This is a genomic window from Micromonospora sp. DT31 (assembly GCF_049841795.1).
GTDB lineage: Bacteria > Actinomycetota > Actinomycetes > Mycobacteriales > Micromonosporaceae > Micromonospora.
Genome location: NZ_JBNCKZ010000001.1, coordinates 37,872 through 54,232, shown reverse-complemented (window position 1 = coordinate 54,232; position 16,361 = coordinate 37,872). Strand labels below are relative to the sequence as shown.

Sequence of the window (16,361 nt, the reverse complement as noted above, 5' to 3'; positions counted from 1 at the left end):
CACGGCGGCGCCTGTGCGTGACGGTCGAGGAACTGGTCCGCCCGGCTCCGGCGCAGACGGGCATGGCCGCAGACGCCACCGGTTCGGGCGCCGAGCACACCATCGACGGCGGACTGCTCCTCGGACCCGCTCTGAAGGCCGAGGCGGCATGCCAACCACAGACCGGCACGGACCCCACCGCGGAGTTTCCGGCCGGCGGGTTGGCCGCGGGTGATGCCGGCGATGGCGGCCCAACGGACGACGGCAGATCCTCTAGACTGCGTCGCCGTGACGAACATGGTGCCGTCCGGCCGCGCGGACGGCCTCGGCGTCGGAACGGCGGAGCCTGCCCAGACGTGCATGACATACGCGCACCGGGGCTCGTCCGGCATGGCGCCGGAGAACACCGCGGCCGCCATCGAGCTGGCCATCGCCGAGGGGGCCGACTACGTCGAGACCGACGTGCAGCTCAGCGCCGACGGGGAGCTGGTGGTCATCCACGATGTCACGCTCGCCCGCACCACCGACGCCAGGCAGGTGTTCGCCGACCGCGCGCCCTGGAACGTGCACGACTTCACCGTCGCCGAGCTGAGGAAGCTCGACGTCGGCGGCTGGTATGACGACGCCTTCAGCGACCAGCGCATCCTGACGCTCGATGACGTGCTGGACCTGCTCGGGGGCAGGGTCGGCCTGAACCTGGAGCTGAAGGCGCCCGCCGCGAACCCGGGGCTGGCGGGGGCCGTGGCCGCCCGGTTGCGCCGGCGTCGCGACTGGGTCGGGCCGGACGGTCGGCCGCGGCAGCCGCTCATCGTCGGGTCCTTCGACGAGCAGGCCCTCCGGGACTTCCACGACCGGCTGCCCGCTGTCCCGGTCGCGCTGATCGCCTACGACGTGCCGGCGAGCACGAGGATGACCGAGCTGGCCGAGTGGGTCTTCTCGGTCAACCCGGACATCCGCCGGTTACGGCCCGAGGAGGTGGCCCGAGTCGTCGAGGCGGGCATGGCCGTCGTGCCGTGGACCGTCGACGCGCCGGAGTTGTGGCGCCGGGCCCTCGACGCCGGCGTCCACGGGATGATCACCAACTATCCGTACGCCCTGCGGAACCTGCTCCACGGACGCGACCCGCTGGCCGGCCCGGCGGAGGTGGTCATCCAGGACGTCGTCCACCACTGCCCCGGCGACGAGCCGTCGTCGGCCGGCGAGCATGTCACCCTGCGCAACGTCTGCGGGCGGCCGGTGGACGTCAGCGGCTGGTACCTGCGCAGCCAGCTCTCGGACCGGGTCATGGTGGGCGACGGCTACGTCATCGCGCCGGGCGGGCTGCTGCGGGTATGGACCGGGCCCGGCACAGACGACGCGGCCAACTTTCACAACGGCCGCGCCGCCGCCGTCTGGAACGGCACGAAGGGTGACTCCGCCGGGCTGCACCGCGCCGACGGCGCGATCGTCGGCCTGCACGCGTACCTCGTCTGACCCGGTGGCCGTGCCCGGCATGGCGAAGGGGCGGCTCCGACGGAGCCGGCCCTTCGACCCGAGGTTCCGCGCGTCGGTCAGCTGACCGACTTGTTGTAACTGTCGATCGCGGACTGCACGCTCGCCGCGGCGTCCTTCATGGCCTGGTCGGCCGGTTTGCTACCGACGATGGCCGCCTCCAGGCCGTCCTCGGACGCCTTCCGCGCCTGCGGCATCACGCCGAGCAGGCAGCCGGCCGACGCGACCGACGGCGGCAGCGCGTGCAGCTGGTCCACGGCGGTCTTGAACTGCGGATACTGCGCCACCCAGTCCTTGTCGATCTGCTCGTCGAGAGCCTTGGCGTTGACCGGCACGTACCCGGTGCCGGTGTGCCACTTGGCCTGCTGCTGCGGGCTCGAGGCGAACTTCAGGAACTCCCAGGCGGCCCGCTTCTCCTTGGCGCTGTGGCCGACACCGTTGATCCACAGCGAGGCGCCACCGATGATCGGTCCGCCCGTGGCCGAGCTGCTCGCCTTCGGGTACGGCGCGGTGAGGACGGTGAACTTGCCCTTGGCCGCGTCGATGTAACCCCGCATGGCGCCTGTGGACTCCAGATGCATCGCCACCGTGCCGGCCTTGAAGGCGGCCTGGGCGTCGTCGGTCTTGCGGCCGGTGTTCGTCGCGTAGCCGCCCTTCACGAGGTCCGCCCACCACTGCGCGATGCGCACGCCGGTCTCCTGGTCGAACTGCACCTTCGTGGCCAGGCCCTTGCGGCCGTTGCTGTTGTCGCAGTACTCCTTGCCGTCGGTGGCGATCAGCTGCTCCACCAGCCAGCCGTAGATGGCGGCGCCGAAGCCGTACTGGACGGTTCGGCCGCCGGCCCCCTTGACGGTCAGCTTCTTCGCCGCCTCCCCGATCTCGTCGAGGTTCCGCGGCGGCTTCGCCGGGTCGAGGCCGGCTTTGACGAAGGCTTCCTTATTGATATAGAGCAGCGGGGTGGACGTGTTGAACGGCATCGACTGCAGCTTGCCGTCGATCGAGTAGTAGTTGGCGATGTTCGGCTCGATGTCGCCGGCGTTGAAGTTGTCCTTCTCGATGAACTTGTACATCGGCACGGTCTGCTTGGAGTCGACCATGAAGCGGGAGCCGATGTCGTAGATCTGCACGAGCGCGGGGGTGCTCTTCTGCTGCACCGAGGCCTTGTACTTGGCGATGGTCTCGTCGTAGTTGCCCTGGTAGATCGCCTTGACCTCGGCCTTGCCCCCGCTCTGGGCGTTGAAGTCGGCGACCAGCTTGTCGATCGCCGCGGCGTTGGCACCCTTCATCCCGTGCCAGAACTCGATTGTGGTCTTGTCGGTGGCCTTCTCCAGCACCTCCGCACCCGGGGCATCGAGCGCGTCGGTTGCCGAATCGGTGCCGGACCCCGAACCGCCGCACGCCGTCAGCGCGGCGGCGGCGGACAGGGCGGCGAACGCCGCCAGGGCCCGACGGAGCTTGGGTTGTCTCACGGGTTCTCCACTTCTTGAGTTAACGCAGCGCGCCGGCGGTGATGCCGCGGACGATGTAGCGCTGGCCGAAGAGCACCACAGCCAACGTCGGGAGCAGGGACAGCGCGACCCCCGCGAGGACGAGACCCGGTTGTGCCACCTCGGCGTCGTTGAGCTGCGAGATGCCGATCTGCAGCGTCTGGTACTCGGAGTCACGGATCAGGATCAGCGGCCAGAAGTACTGGTTCCACGCCGAGAGGAACACGTAGACCGCGACCGCCGCGATCGAGGGCTTGGACAGGGGCACGATGACCCGCCACAACAGGCGCCAGTGACCGCAGCCGTCGATCACCGCGGCGTCCCGCAACTCGGTGGGGAACTGCAGGAAGGCCTGTCGCAGCAGGAACGTGCCGAAGGCCGAGGCGAGGAAGGGCAGCACCAGGCCGAGGTAGGTCAACCCGCCCCGCGCCAGGCCCCAACCGGAGATGGCCAGGTAGTTGGGGATGATGATCGCTTCCCACGGCACCATGAGGGTGGCGAGGAACAGCCCGAACGTCGCCGCCTTCGCGGGCAGGCGCAGGAACGCGAAGGCGTACGCGGCCAGGATGCTGGTGATGATCTGCGCCAGCGTGATGATCCCGGCCTGGACGGCGGAGTTGACGTAGAAGCGGCCCAGCGGCACCGAACGGAAGACGTCGGTGATGTTCTGCCAGTAGAGCTCGCTCGGCACCAGGGCGGGTGGGTAGGTCGCCAGGTCACCGGGGCCCATCACCGCCCCGACGAAGCCGTAGTAGATGGGGAACAGGACCGGGATCGCGGCGAAGACGAGCACCACGTAGACGGCGACGCGCCCGAGGCTGAACTTTTTCATCGGTAGTGGACCCGCCGTTCGAGGATGCCGAACTGGACAGCCGTGCAGCCGAGCATGACGACCAGCAGCACGACGGCCTGCGCGCTGGCCGACCCGAAGTCGGAGGACCCGAAGGCGAACGCCTTTTCGTAGATCGAGTAGACAAGCGTCGTCGTGGCCTGGTCCGGGCCACCCTTGGTCAGGATGTGGATCTGCCCGAAGCTCTGCAACGCGTGGATGGTGGACACCACGACAAGGAAGAACAGTTGTGGGGAGAGCAGCGGCATGGTGATCCGGGTCGCCAGCCGCCAACCGGACGCGCCGTCCAGCCGCGCCGCCTCGACCACCTCGGGCGAGATCGCCGCGACGCCGGCGGACAGTACGAGGACGTTGTAACCGAAGTTCATCCAGACCGTCGCGACGCACACCGCGGCCAGCGCGATCGACGGGTCGGTGAGCCAGTTGACCCGGTCGAACCCGAGGGAGCCGAGCATGCCGTTCGCCACGCCGATCGCCGGGTTGTAGATGACGGCGAAGATGACCGACGCGGTCGCCACCGAGAACGCGAACGGCAGCGCGAAGGCGGTACGGAACACGCGTACGCCGCGGATGCGCGCCTCCAGCAGCAGCACCACGAAGAGCGCGCCCAGGACAGCGGGCACCACGGAGAAGAGCGTGAACAGGCCCGTGGTGGCCAGCACCTTGCCGAACTCGGGGGACAGCAACTCCCGGTAGTGCTCGGCGCCGACGTACACCGACGGGGCGCCGAACAGGTCGTTGCCGTGCACCGACAGGTACAGGGTGCGTCCCAGCGGCCAGAACACGAACAACGCGAAGACCACGACGGACGGTAGGAGAAGGAGCCACCCGAGACCGGACTCGACGAGGCGCGCCGACTTACCCCGCCGGGTGGCGGGGGACGCGGGCACTGTGGTCGATACGCGGTCATCTGGTGGGGCGTCGACGGTGCGAGGGACGGGCACGGCAGCACAGTACCAACGGCATGGGCGGAAAGAAATCCTTCACTGCGCGACCCTGAGCTGGGGGTTCTTTTCCGCCACTCGTGGGAGCGCGACCTCGGCTCACGGTCTCACCGGCGGTCGGCGGCCGGCGCCCCGATCGCCGACTTCTTCTCACCCGAGCCGTTCGCCGTCCCGCGGATGGGGCAGCCCGCCGACATCACCGCACTGCTGCTGTTCCTCGCCTCACGTCTCCCTCGTCCCGGAGGTGTGATCCCCGGCCGGCCCGTGTGGGCGCCGGCCGAGGTCTTGCCATGCCATCCACTGTGGAGTCGAGAATGTGCGACACCGCCGGCCGCGGCCGGGGCGAAAGCAGGGGCGGCAGGACTCGAACCTGCGACCTTCGGTTTTGGAGACCGGCGCTCCACCAGTGGAGCTACGCCCCTGTGGAGTTTGTTCCGGTAACGAAAAAGCCGCCCTGTCCCTGGCGGGGTGGGCGGCTTCGCGAATGCGTCTGCGCTATTCGCGCCGCCACCCCGGCTTCCAGTTCTGCTCGCTCGGGTAGAGATCGTGGGCTCGCCCGGTCGAGGGCAGCACGACACCGCCGCGCGGCATGAACCGCGTGGTTTCGCTGCAGGCGCACCGCGACACGGGGAACTCCTCGGGTTGATCGGGATGGCCTTGCTCCATCAAAGGTAGGGGCGACGTACACGGTTGGCTATGGACATTCCGAAGCCACGTCACCCGGCCGGGGCTCACCCGCGACGACATCCGTTGCCCGCCGGCGTGTCACCGTGCCGCTACCGGGCAGCGTTCGACGTCCACGCCGGCCCGGCCGCCGTCGCGCCGGGACCGATCACCGCGTCGAGCCAGCGCAGCTGCCGCCGGACGTGGACGGCCTCCCCGCCCTCGTGGCCGTTGAACGGGTACGTGTGCATCTCCCGTGGCGGCGCGGTCGATCCGCTGGCGGCGGCGTACTGGTTGTAGGCGGCAAAGCCGGTGCTCGGTGGGCAGACCTCGTCCCGCAGGCCGATCCCGAAGTGCGCCGGGGCCGTGGCCCGCCGGGCGAAGGTGACACCATCCACATAGGACAGCGTGTGTCGGACGGGCTCCTCGGCCTCGTGGTGCACCGCCAGGTAGCGGGCGATCTCGCCGTAGGGGGAGGCCTCGGTCAGTTCGATGGCGCGCTGGATGTCGCACAGGAACGGGGCGGTGACCAGGAGCGCGGCGAGGTCGTCGACGAGGCCCGCCGCCGCGAGCGCGAGTCCACCACCCTGGCTGTTGCCCACCGCGGCGACGCGGTCCGGGTCCACCCCGGGCAGTACGCGGGCGGCGTCGATCGCCCGGACCGCGTCGGTGATCAGGCGGCGGTAGTGGTAGTCGTCCGGGGCCAGGATTCCCCGCGTGGCAGGGCTGGGCCCGCCGGGCGCGTCGTGCGGGTCCGGGGTGTCCCCGCGGCTGAACAGTCCGGCCTGTCCCCGGTTGTCCACCAGCAGGTGGGCGTAACCGGCCACCGGCCAGGTGAGCCGCTCGCCCGGCAGGCCCCGGCCGCGTCCGTAGCCGGGATACTCCACCACGGCCGGCAGCGGTGCGGGTATGCCCGCGGGACGGGTGTACCAGGCCCGGACCGGTTCGCCGGCGAAGCCGGCGAACGTCACGTCCCACACGTCGACAAGCCGCAGGCCGGTGGGTTCGGGACGGACGCCGACGAGCACCGGGGTGGCCGCGGCGGCGGCGAGGGTGGCGCGCCAGAACCGGTCGAAGTCGGCGGGCTCGACAACGGCCGGCGTGTAGCGACGGAGCTGGTCGAGGGAGATATCAATCGACGCTCTTGACACGCTGATAACGATACCCATAAATTTCCGCAAAGCTTACGGCTCATTACCGGAAAGTTCCGGCCGACGGTCAGGGGGAGGACGAGCTTGGCATCCCCGACCCTGCGCAGCCGTCGTACGCCCTGGCGGCGGGCCCTGCGCCGGGACTGGCAGCTCTACTCGCTGGCCGTCCTGCCGCTGCTGTTCTTCCTGACGTTCCGCTACCTGCCGATGCTCGGCAACGTGATCGCGTTCCGGCGCTTCCAGCCGGGCGGCAGCCTCTTCGGCGAGTACTGGACGGGGCTGCGGTACTTCCGCCTGTTCTTCACCGACCCGACCTTCTGGAGCGTGTTCACCAACACGCTCGTGCTGGGCGCGCTGACCCTGGTGTTCTGCTTCCCACTGCCGATCGTGCTCGCGCTGCTGCTCAACGAGGTGCGCAGCCGCACCCTCAAGCGGTTCGTCCAGTCGGTGTCCTACCTGCCGCACTTCCTGTCGATCGTGATCGTGGCCGCCATGGTCCTCCAGTTGCTGTCGGTGGACGGCACGGTGAACCAGATGCTGCGCGCCGTGGGCGGCGAGCCGGTGCCGTTCATGCAGCAGGCCGGCTGGTTCCGGACGATCTACGTCTCCTCCGAGGTCTGGCAGACCGTCGGCTGGGGCACCATCCTCTACCTCGCCGCGCTCACCACCGTCGACGGCGACCTGTACGAGGCGGCCCGCATCGACGGCGCCAACCGGTGGCGGCAGACCTGGCACGTGACGCTGCCGGGGATCCGGCCGACGATGGTGACCCTGCTGATCCTCAACATCGGCGCCTTCATGGCCGTCGGCTTCGAGAAGATCCTGCTGCTGTACAACCCGCTCACCTACCCGACGGCGGACGTGATCTCGACCTACCTGTACCGGGTGGGCATCGTCTCCGGGAACCTCAGCTACGCCGCCGCGATCGGCCTGTTCGAGTCCGTGATCGGGCTGACGCTGGTGCTGTCGGCGAACGCGATCTCCCGGCGCACGGTGGGGACGAGCCTGTGGTGAGCACGCGCGCGCGTACGCGGACGCCGGCGATCCGGCCGCGTGGCCCCCGACCCACCGCCGGCTACCGGGTCTTCCAGGTGGTCAACGCCGTCGTGCTGACCGGCGTCGTGGTGGTGACCCTGTATCCGTTCCTCACCATCGTGGCCCGCTCGCTCAGCGACAACGCGTACATCGTCGCGGGTGAGGTGAACCTCGTGCCGCGGGGGTTCAACCTCACCGCGTACCGCGTGGTGACGTCGGACCCGACGTTCTGGGTCAGCTACCGCAACACCGTCTTCTACACGGTGGTCGCCACGCTCATCTCCGTCGTGCTGACCACCTGCTACGCGTACGTGCTGTCGAAGAGGCACCTGCGGGGCCGGACCGCGCTTGTCGGGATCGCCGTGTTCACCATGTTCTTCACCGGCGGCCTGATCCCCAACTACGTCCTGGTCACCAGCCTGGGGCTGAAGAACACCGTGTGGGCGATCGCCCTGCCCAACGCCGTCAACGTGTTCAACCTGCTGGTGATGAAGGCGTTCTTCGAGAGCCTGCCGGTCGAGCTGGAGGAGGCCGCCGCCGTCGACGGGCTGGACACGTACGGCACGCTGCTGCGGATCGTCCTGCCGCTGTCGAAGGCGATGGTCGCCACGATGGTGCTGTTCTACGCCGTCTCGTTCTGGAACTCCTGGTTCGCCGCGTTCCTCTACCTGGACCGTCAGGACCTGCTCCCGGTGACCGTCTATCTGCGCAACCTCATCGCGGGCGCGACCGACGCCACGCAGACCGGCGGCGGCCTCGGCAGCGCCGACATCGTCCAGTCCGCCGCCACCATCCAGTCCGTGACCATCGTGCTGACGATCCTGCCGATCCTCGCGGTCTATCCCTTCATCCAGCGGTATTTCGTCTCCGGAATCATGCTCGGCGCCGTGAAGGGATAGCCCGCCCACGCACCACACCACCACCGGAAGGAAGAATCCATGGCCAAGCTTTCCCGGCGCCAGGTGCTGCTCGCCAGCGGCGCGGCCGCCGTCGTCTCCCTGGCGGGTTGCGGCGACGACACCCCGGACAAGAAGGACCTCGACCGCAACCGTGCGGGCGCGATGGAAAAGTACGGCATCGGGGACCAGTTCAAGGCCACCGCGCCGGTCACGTTCTCGATCCTCTACAACAACCACCCGAACTACCCGCTCAAGCCCGAGTGGCTGTTCTGGACCGAGTTGGCCGGGCGGACGAACGTCAAACTGGACCCGGTCGCCGTGCCGCTGAGCGACTACGAGCAGAAGCGCAGCGTGCTGGTCGGCTCCGGCGACGCTCCAATGATCATCCCGAAGACCTACCACCCGCAGGAGAGCTCGTACGTCTCCTCCGGCGCCATCCTGCCGATCAGCGACTACCTCGACCTGATGCCGCACTTCAAGGACAAGATCGAGCGGTGGAAGCTCCAGCCGGAGATGGACACGCTCCGGCAGGAGGACGGCAAGTTCTACCTGCTGCCCGGGCTGCACGAGAAGCCCTGGCAGGACTACACGCTCGCGGTCCGCACCGACGTGCTGGAGCAGTTGAAGATCCCGTCCCCGACCACCTGGGACGAGGTGTACGCCATGCTCAAGGCGATGAAGGCGGCCCACCCGGACGTCATCCCGTTCTCCGACCGGTTCGGCAAGCCCAACCCGGCCGGCAACCTGCTGAACATGCTCGCCCTGGCACACGGCCTGCCCGGCGCCGGTTGGAACTACCAGCCGACGAGTTGGGACGCCGGGGCCGGGAAGTACGTCTTCACCGGCGCCTCGGACGGCTACCGGCAGGTGGTGGAGTATCTCCACAAGCTGGTCGCCGAAGGGCTGCTCGACCCGGAGACGTTCACCCAGACCGACGACCAGGCCCGGCAGAAGCTCGCCAGCGGCAAGTCGTTCGTGATCAGCACGAACGCGCAGACCCTGGTGAACGACTACCGCCCGGACATCGCGAAGATCAACCCGAACGCCCGGCTCGGCAAGATCCTCTTCCCGATCGGGCCGGCCGGCCCGGTCAACGCGGCGAGCCGACTGGAGAACGGCGTGATGATCTCCAGCAAGGCCCGCGAGGGCAAGAACTTCGTGGCCATGATGCAGTTCGTCGACTGGCTCTGGTACTCCGACGCCGGCCAGGAGTTCGCCAAGTGGGGCGTCGACGGAACCACGTACACCAGGGACGCCTCGGGCAAGCGCACCCTCGCCCCCGACGTCAACGTCATCGGGCTCAACCCCAAGGGCAGCAAGCATCTCCAGAAGGACTTCGGCTTCTACAACGGCGTCTTCGCCTACGGCGGCAAGCTCGACCTGGTGCAGTCGTTCTTCGCACCCGAGGAACTGGAGTTCCAGAAGGAGATGAACGCCCGCAAGGCCGCGCCCTGGGTGACTCCGCCACCCGCACCCCTCAGCGACTCCGAGCGGGAGCAGACGACGCTGTGGGCGACCGCGCTGAAGGACCACGTCACCCAGAACACGCTGAAGTTCGCCCTCGGCCAGCGGCCGCTGAGCGAGTGGGACGCCTACGTCTCGGAACTGAGGGGCAAGAACGCGCAGGCCTACACCGACCTGGTCAACAAGGCGTACGAGCGGTACCGCAAGAGCCACGGCTGACCGGCGATGCGCGGCACCGTTCCCGAGCGGCCCGTCGGCCGGCTGACCGACGCGTGGCGCACCTGCGTGGGCACCGGCCGGTTCGACCTGGCCCTGCGACGCGACTATCAGGACTCGCTGGCGCTTGTGCAGCGCGACATCGGCTTCCGGCACATCCGCGGGCACGGGCTGCTCAGCGACGGCGTCGGCGTGCACCGCCCCTACACGTACCAGGGCGAGCGCCGGGTGCGGCACGCCTTCACCTACGTCGACCAGGTCGTCGACGCCTACCTCGGAATGGGCATCCGCCCCTTCGTGGAGCTGGGGTTCATGCCCTCGACGCTCGCCTCCGGCGACCAGACGGTGTTCTGGTGGCGGGGCAACGTGACGCCGCCCCGGTCGTACTCCGAGTGGGGAGCCCTGGTCCGCGCCACGGTGGCCCACCTGGTCGACCGGTACGGCCTCGACGAGGTGCGCGGCTGGCCCATCGAGGTGTGGAACGAACCCAACCTGACGGCCTTCTGGTCGGGTGCCGACCAGGACGCCTACCACCGCCTGTACGAGGTGTCGGCGCACGCCGTCAAGGACGTCGACGCGGCGCTCCAGGTCGGCGGTCCGGCCCTCTCCCCCGGGGCCGACGAGTGGCTGAAGCCCTTCGCCGAGTTCGTCACCGACCGCGACGTGCCCGTCGACTTCGTCAGCCGGCACGCCTACACCTCCGGCCCGGCGCGGCACCTGCCGTTCGGCACGCGGCAGACCCTGGCCCCGGCCACGGAACTGCTGGCGCAGTTCGCCGCGCCCCGCCGGCACCTGGCCGGCACCGCGCTGGTCGACCGCCCGGTGCACATCACCGAGTTCAACTCCTCCTACCGGCCGGACAACCCCATCCACGACACGGCCTTCCACGCCGCCTATCTCGCTCCGGTGCTGGCCGGCGGCGGGGACCTGGTCGACTCCTTCTCCTACTGGACCTTCAGCGACGTGTTCGAGGAGGAGGGGGTGCCCACCGCGCTGCTGCACGGCGGCTTCGGCCTGCTCACCCACCGGCAGGTCAAGAAGCCCACCTACCACCTGTACGCGTTCATGGCCCGGCTCGGCGACGAGGTGCTCGCCCGCGGGCCGGACCACCTCGTCACCCGGCACCCCGACGGCCGGGTCGCGGTGCTGGCCTGGGCGCCTGTCGACGTCAGCGGCCGGGAGCCGGCACCCGATCGGCACACCCTGTCGCTGTCGGTTCCGATCGGCCCGCCGGGCACCGCGTCGGCGTTCCTGCTCCGCTCGTCGGTGGGCGAGGACGCCGGCAACGCCTGGGCGGCCTGGCGGGAGATGGGCAGACCGCACTCGCCCCGGCCCCGGCAGCTCGACGCGTTGCGGGAGGCCGCCGAGCCGGCCCGTACCCATCGCGCCCTGCCGGTCGTGGCCGGGCGGGCCGACCTCGATCTCGTCCTCACCCGGCACGAGGTGACCCTCGCCGAACTGACCGCGGTGGTGGACGAGACCCCGCCGTGGTGGGACGACGACCGGTTGCTCGACCCGCCCGGGGACCGACCGTGAGCCGCGGCCCGACCGGCGGGCGGCGGGAGTTCGGCGACGGGCCGTTGTCGCGGGCCGCCGCGGTGGTCCACACCCTGCTCGTGGTCGAACTGCTGCTCCTGGTGAGCATGTTGCCCGGCCTGGCCGCGCTCGTGCTGCTCGACCGCGACAGCAGCAACCTGCCGCTGGTCGCCGCCGCCGCGCTGCCGGTCGGTCCGGCCGTCTCGGCCGCGCTGCACACGCTGCGACACCAACGCCCCGACCTGACCGAGCTACGCCCCGCCGCCACGTTCCGCCGGGCCTACCGGGCCAACCTGCCGGGCGTGCTGCGGGTCTGGGCACCGGCGCTGCTGTGGCTGGCCGTCATCGCGGTCAACCTGGCGAACCTGTCCGTCGCCGCCGTCCCCGGCTGGTGGGCCGTGCCGCTGGTGGTGGTCGGGGCGGGGGTGATCCTGGTCGGGGTCAACGCGCTGGTGATCGTCTCACTGTTCACCTTCCGCACCCGCGACGTGCTCCGGCTCGCTCTCTACTACGTGGCGCGCAAGCCCGGCGTCACATTCGGCAACGTCGTGCTGCTGGCCGCCGCCGCCGGCGTCACCGCGGTGTTCTCCGAGGCGGTACTCGCCCTGCTGGCCGCGCTCCTGGTGCTGGCGTTGCTGCGGATCGGCATCCCCATGATCGACGACATCCGGGCGGAGTTCACCGCATGAGCGTTCCGGTCACCGGCCGTGCGTCGGCCGACACCGGCGAGTCGGCCTGGCACCCCGCCTGGCTACCGCCCGCGGCGTTCCGCGAACTCGGCTCCCGGCCGGTGCTGGTGCACGGCGACGGGCCCCTGGTCGACACCGTCCTCGACGAGGTGAGCCGGGCCTGCGCCCGGTACGGCGGGCGGCTCTGGCACGGTCCACCGTGGCAGGTCGACGTCGACCTGGTGCTGGCCCTGCGCGCGGCCGGCCCGGTGCCGAACGCGGCGGCGGAGGCCGCCCGGCTCGGTGCGACACCGGCGGTGAACGGCACCGGCGACGGCTCCCTCGGCGACGAGGGATACCTGCTGGCGCGGGTGAGCGGCGTGACGGTGGTCCTCGCCGACGCGCCGGGCGGCCTGCTGTACGGGATGTTCCACGTCCTCCGGCTCGGCGCGGCGGCCTTCGACGACGACCTTCCGGCGCGGCGGCACCGGCCGGCACTGGACCGGCGGATGCTCGACCACTGGGACAACGTGGCCGTGCACCCGGTGTCGGGCCAGGTCGAGCGGGGCTACGCCGGCGGCTCCCTGTTCTGGCGCGACGGTGCCGCCCGGCACGAACCCGCCCGGCTGCGGGACTACGGACGCCTGCTCGCCGCCTGCGGCGTGAACGCGGTCTGCGTGAACAACGTCAACGTGCACGACACCGAGGCGCGACTGCTGACCGACCGGCTCGGCGACGTCGCGGAGATCGCCGACGTGCTCCGCCCGTACGGCGTCCGGGTGCATCTGTCGGTGACCTTCGCCGCCCCGGTGGTCCTCGGCGGCCTGCCCACCGCCGATCCGCTGGACGAGCGGGTACGGGCCTGGTGGGCCGCCGCCACCCGGCGCGTCTACCAGCGGATCGGCGACTTCGGCGGCTATCTGGTGAAGGCCGACTCCGAGGGCCGGCCCGGCCCGTTCGCGTACGGGCGCGACCACGCCGACGGCGCGAACCTGCTCGCCGAGGCGCTCGCCCCCCACGGGGGCGTGGTGCACTGGCGGGCGTTCGTCTACGACCACCACCAGGACTGGCGGGACCGGTCGACCGACCGGGCCCGGGCCGCCCACGACCACTTCGCGCCGCTGGACGGACGATTCGACGACAACGTGATCCTCCAGGTGAAGTTCGGCCCGATCGACTTTCAGGCACGCGAGCCGGTGTCCCCGGTGCTCGCCGCGATGCCGGCCACCCGGGTGGCGGTGGAGTTGCAGGCGACGCAGGAGTACACCGGCCAGCAGCGGCACGTCTGCTACCTCGGCCCCTGGTGGAGCGAGGTGCTGCGGTTCCGGCTCCGGGGCGCGGCCGGCGGCACGATCGCCGACGTGGCGGCCGGCCGGGCGGGCACCGGTGGCGGTCTGGTCGCCGTGGCCAACGTGGGCGACGACCCGTTCTGGACCGGGCACCCGCTGGCCCAGGCGAACCTGTACGCCTTCGGCCGGCTCGCCTGGGATCCACGGCTGGATCCCGGCGCGATCCTCGACGAGTGGATCGACCTGACCTGGCTGCCGGTCACCACAGACGATCCGGAACCGGTGCGCCGGACGATGCACGCGATCATGGACGATTCCTGGCGCACCTACGAGCGCTACACCGCCCCGCTCGGCGTCGGCTTCATGGTGCGGCCCGGCCACCACTACGGCCCGGACGTGGACGGCTACGAGTACACCCCGTGGGGCACCTACCACTTCGCCGACCGCGACGGCCTCGGGGTGGACCGGACCCGGGCGACCGGGACCGGCTTCACCGGCCAGTACCCGCCGCCGTGGTCGGAGGTGTACGAGTCACGCGAGCGCTGCCCCGACGAACTGCTGTTGTTCTTCCACCACGTCCCGTACCGGCACGTGCTGCACAGTGGCCGCACCGTGATCCAGCACATCTACGACACACACTTCGCCGGGGTCGAGGAGGTGGCGGCGATGCGGGAGCGCTGGCGGCTCGTCGCCGGGGCGGTCGACCCGGCCGTGCACGACCGGGTGGCCGAGCGCCTCGACGAACAGTTCCGCAGCGCCGTCGAGTGGCGGGACCAGATCAACACCTACTTCTTCCGCAAGTCCGGGGTGCCGGACGCGCACGGTCGCCGCATCCACTGAACCGGCGCGCTCACCAGGGGTGCACGGTGCCGTCCGCCAGCCGGTTCACCGGCAGGTAGGCCGGTGCGTACGGGTAGCGGGCCGCGGCCTGTTCGTCGATGTCCACCCCGAGCCCCGGAGTCTCGGCCGGATGCAGGTAGCCGCCGTCGAAGTGGTAGCCGTGCGGGAACACCTCGTCGGTCGCCTCGGTGTGCCGCATGTACTCCTGCAGGCCGAAGTTGGGGATGGCGAGGTCCAGGTGCAGCGCGGCGGCCATGCAGACCGGCGAGAGGTCGGTGGCTCCGTGCGAGCCGCTGCGGACGTGGTGCAGCGCGGCGAGGTCGAAGATGCGTCGCAGGTGGGTGATCCCGCCGGCGTGGACCACTGTGGTGCGGACGTAGTCGATGAGCTGTTCCCGGATGAGCTGGGCGGCGTCCCAGATGCTGCTGAAGACCTCGCCGACGGCGATCGGCGTGGTGGTGTGCGAGCGGATGAGCCGGAAACCCTCCGGCAAGTCTGCCGGGACGGGGTCCTCCATCCAGGTCAACGCGTACGGCTCCAGGCTCCTGCCCAGCCGCGCCGCCTCGATCGGGGTGAGCCGGTGGTGCACGTCGTGCAACAGCCGCAGGGTGGGGCCGAACTCCTCGCGGACCCGGGCGAAGACGCTCGGCACGTGGGCCAGGTAGGCCTCCGTCGACCAGATCGTCTCGGTCGGCAGCGCGGCGTCGGCGGGCTCGTAGAACATCTTGTCGGCGCTGACGCCGTACGTCCGGGGCAGGCCTGGCACGCCGCACTGCACCCGCACCGCGCGGTAGCCGAGGCCGACGAAGCGGGCGACCTCGCTCAGCACCTCGTCGACGGTCTCGCCGTTGGCATGTCCGTACACGGTCACGCCGTCGCGGGACCGGCCGCCGAGCAACTGGTAGACCGGCAGCCCGGCGACCTTGCCCTTGATGTCCCACAGCGCGGTGTCCACCGCGGCGACGGCGCTCATCGTGACCGGCCCACGCCGCCAGTACGATCCCTGGTAGAGGTACTGCCAGGTGTCCTCGATCCGGGCCGGGTCGCGCCCGATCAGCAGTGGCACCACGTGGTCACGCAGGTAGGACGCGACGGCCAGTTCCCGGCCGTTGAGGGTGGCGTCGCCGACGCCGGTGACCCCCTCATCCGTGACGACCTTCAGGGTCACGAAGTTCCGGCCGGGGCAGGTCACGATCACCCGGGCGTCGACGATTCTCATCCGGTCTCCCCTGCGGTCGGCGCGCCGGTCACCCAGAATTATCCATCATTGTCGATAGATTGGGTGTCCGGTGCTGGCCGGGCCCGTCAGGCCGGTTCGGGTACGCCCCCGGGCTCCCCGTCGTCGGGCATCGGCTCGACCGGCGCCTCGGGCAGTTCGCCCGGCGTGTCCGGGAGGAGTTCGCCGGGATCGTCCGGCACGTCCTCACGCGGGTCGATCGGCGGGTACACCTCGGGATCGAGGTCGGGGTTGGTCATCGGCTCAGTATCCGACGCCTCCGCCGCGACCGCTCGCCGAGCACACCAGCCCCTGCCCCTCCGATCCACGCGCGGTCACGGGGTCTCACCGTCGCCGACCGAGGGCGCGGACGACCGGTCCGCCGGCTTGCGCACCCACAGCCACGCTCCCGCCGACAGGCACGCCGCACCCCCGATCGCGACCGCCGTCTCGGCCAGCTCAGAGAGATCGTCGAGGAACGGGAAGGTGTGGGTGGCCGCCATCGCCAGCAGCCCGATCAGCAACAGGAGGCCGGCGGCAATCCGCTGGAGAATCATGTGCTTCATTGGATCATGACCTCGCCACAGCCCGCAGGCGCCGCCGCCCCGGTCGTTGCCGAGTCACCGCGAGCAG

General features: G+C 70.3%; 14 protein-coding genes and 1 tRNA gene. 7 read left to right on the top strand and 8 right to left on the bottom strand.

Annotation, left to right across the window (positions count from 1 at the left end; translation table 11 throughout):
- Positions 1-276: 276 nt before the first annotated feature.
- Positions 277-1,452 carry a glycerophosphodiester phosphodiesterase family protein gene (locus tag ACLQ2X_RS00230; protein ID WP_425679517.1) on the top strand — a complete coding sequence of 392 codons (1,176 nt, stop codon included), beginning with the start codon at positions 277-279 and terminating at the stop codon, positions 1,450-1,452.
- Positions 1,453-1,529: 77 nt separating this feature from the next.
- On the opposite strand, the gene ACLQ2X_RS00225 is transcribed toward ACLQ2X_RS00230, so the two are convergent.
- The 5 genes from ACLQ2X_RS00225 to ACLQ2X_RS00205 all read right to left on the bottom strand — a co-directional run bounded on the left by ACLQ2X_RS00225 (position 1,530) and on the right by ACLQ2X_RS00205 (position 6,583).
- Positions 1,530-2,939: an ABC transporter substrate-binding protein gene (locus tag ACLQ2X_RS00225; protein WP_425678826.1), complete on the bottom strand. Its 1,410-nt coding sequence runs from the start codon at positions 2,937-2,939 to the stop codon at positions 1,530-1,532.
- Between the two features lie 19 nt (positions 2,940-2,958).
- Positions 2,959-3,789, bottom strand: coding sequence for a carbohydrate ABC transporter permease (locus ACLQ2X_RS00220; protein WP_425678825.1), 831 nt, complete (start codon positions 3,787-3,789; stop codon positions 2,959-2,961).
- Positions 3,786-4,610: a carbohydrate ABC transporter permease gene (locus ACLQ2X_RS00215; RefSeq protein WP_425678824.1), complete on the bottom strand. Its 825-nt coding sequence runs from the start codon at positions 4,608-4,610 to the stop codon at positions 3,786-3,788. The genes ACLQ2X_RS00220 and ACLQ2X_RS00215 overlap by 4 nt, the downstream gene beginning before the upstream one ends.
- A gap of 490 nt (positions 4,611-5,100) precedes the next feature.
- A tRNA-Trp gene (locus tag ACLQ2X_RS00210) sits at positions 5,101-5,173 on the bottom strand.
- 354 nt (positions 5,174-5,527) lie between these two features.
- Positions 5,528-6,583: an acetylxylan esterase gene (locus tag ACLQ2X_RS00205; RefSeq protein WP_425678823.1), complete on the bottom strand. Its 1,056-nt coding sequence runs from the start codon at positions 6,581-6,583 to the stop codon at positions 5,528-5,530.
- A gap of 66 nt (positions 6,584-6,649) precedes the next feature.
- On the opposite strand from ACLQ2X_RS00205, the gene ACLQ2X_RS00200 reads away from it, so the two are divergent.
- The 6 genes from ACLQ2X_RS00200 to ACLQ2X_RS00175 are packed head-to-tail and all read left to right on the top strand — an operon-like array spanning position 6,650 to position 14,512.
- Positions 6,650-7,579, top strand: a complete 930-nt coding sequence (locus ACLQ2X_RS00200) for an ABC transporter permease (protein ID WP_425678822.1) — start codon at positions 6,650-6,652, stop codon at positions 7,577-7,579.
- Complete coding sequence (locus tag ACLQ2X_RS00195) at positions 7,576-8,499, top strand: carbohydrate ABC transporter permease (RefSeq protein WP_425678821.1); 924 nt, start codon at positions 7,576-7,578, stop codon at positions 8,497-8,499. The genes ACLQ2X_RS00200 and ACLQ2X_RS00195 overlap by 4 nt, the downstream gene beginning before the upstream one ends.
- Positions 8,500-8,538: 39 nt before the next feature.
- The gene (locus tag ACLQ2X_RS00190) at positions 8,539-10,182 is read left to right on the top strand and encodes an extracellular solute-binding protein (RefSeq protein ID WP_425678820.1); all 1,644 of its coding nucleotides are present in this window, start codon (positions 8,539-8,541) and stop codon (positions 10,180-10,182) included.
- Positions 10,183-10,188: 6 nt separating this feature from the next.
- Positions 10,189-11,715 (top strand): GH39 family glycosyl hydrolase, encoded by a 1,527-nt coding sequence (locus tag ACLQ2X_RS00185; protein WP_425678819.1) that lies wholly within the window; start codon positions 10,189-10,191, stop codon positions 11,713-11,715.
- Positions 11,712-12,404, top strand: coding sequence for a hypothetical protein (locus ACLQ2X_RS00180; RefSeq protein WP_425678818.1), 693 nt, complete (start codon positions 11,712-11,714; stop codon positions 12,402-12,404). The genes ACLQ2X_RS00185 and ACLQ2X_RS00180 overlap by 4 nt, the downstream gene beginning before the upstream one ends.
- Entirely contained in the window at positions 12,401-14,512 is a 2,112-nt protein-coding gene (locus ACLQ2X_RS00175) for an alpha-glucuronidase (RefSeq protein WP_425678817.1), read from the top strand. The genes ACLQ2X_RS00180 and ACLQ2X_RS00175 overlap by 4 nt, the downstream gene beginning before the upstream one ends.
- Positions 14,513-14,522: 10 nt before the next feature.
- Here ACLQ2X_RS00175 and manD read toward each other — a convergent pair whose 3' ends face one another.
- From manD to ACLQ2X_RS00160, 3 genes are all read right to left on the bottom strand, one after another.
- Positions 14,523-15,731 carry a D-mannonate dehydratase ManD gene (gene manD, locus ACLQ2X_RS00170; RefSeq protein ID WP_425678816.1) on the bottom strand — a complete coding sequence of 403 codons (1,209 nt, stop codon included), beginning with the start codon at positions 15,729-15,731 and terminating at the stop codon, positions 14,523-14,525.
- An 86-nt stretch (positions 15,732-15,817) separates the two neighbouring features.
- Positions 15,818-15,988: a hypothetical protein gene (locus ACLQ2X_RS00165; protein WP_013287071.1), complete on the bottom strand. Its 171-nt coding sequence runs from the start codon at positions 15,986-15,988 to the stop codon at positions 15,818-15,820.
- Between the two features lie 75 nt (positions 15,989-16,063).
- On the bottom strand, positions 16,064-16,285 hold the full coding sequence (locus ACLQ2X_RS00160; protein ID WP_425678815.1) for a hypothetical protein: 222 nt from the start codon (positions 16,283-16,285) through the stop codon (positions 16,064-16,066).
- Between the last annotated feature and the right edge of the window lie 76 nt (positions 16,286-16,361).

Excerpts from the sequence above, each read along its gene's own strand:
- ACLQ2X_RS00230 (WP_425679517.1), top strand. The coding sequence starts at position 277 with ATGGTGCCGTCCGGCCGCGCGGACGGCCTCGGCGTCGGAACGGCGGAG.
- ACLQ2X_RS00165 (WP_013287071.1), bottom strand. The coding sequence starts at position 15,988 with ATGACCAACCCCGACCTCGATCCCGAGGTGTACCCGCCGATCGACCCG.
- ACLQ2X_RS00185 (WP_425678819.1), top strand. The coding sequence starts at position 10,189 with ATGCGCGGCACCGTTCCCGAGCGGCCCGTCGGCCGGCTGACCGACGCG.
- ACLQ2X_RS00160 (WP_425678815.1), bottom strand. The coding sequence starts at position 16,285 with ATGATTCTCCAGCGGATTGCCGCCGGCCTCCTGTTGCTGATCGGGCTG.
- ACLQ2X_RS00205 (WP_425678823.1), bottom strand. The coding sequence starts at position 6,583 with ATGGGTATCGTTATCAGCGTGTCAAGAGCGTCGATTGATATCTCCCTC.
- manD (WP_425678816.1), bottom strand. The coding sequence starts at position 15,731 with ATGAGAATCGTCGACGCCCGGGTGATCGTGACCTGCCCCGGCCGGAAC.
- ACLQ2X_RS00175 (WP_425678817.1), top strand. The coding sequence starts at position 12,401 with ATGAGCGTTCCGGTCACCGGCCGTGCGTCGGCCGACACCGGCGAGTCG.
- ACLQ2X_RS00220 (WP_425678825.1), bottom strand. The coding sequence starts at position 3,789 with ATGAAAAAGTTCAGCCTCGGGCGCGTCGCCGTCTACGTGGTGCTCGTC.
- ACLQ2X_RS00190 (WP_425678820.1), top strand. The coding sequence starts at position 8,539 with ATGGCCAAGCTTTCCCGGCGCCAGGTGCTGCTCGCCAGCGGCGCGGCC.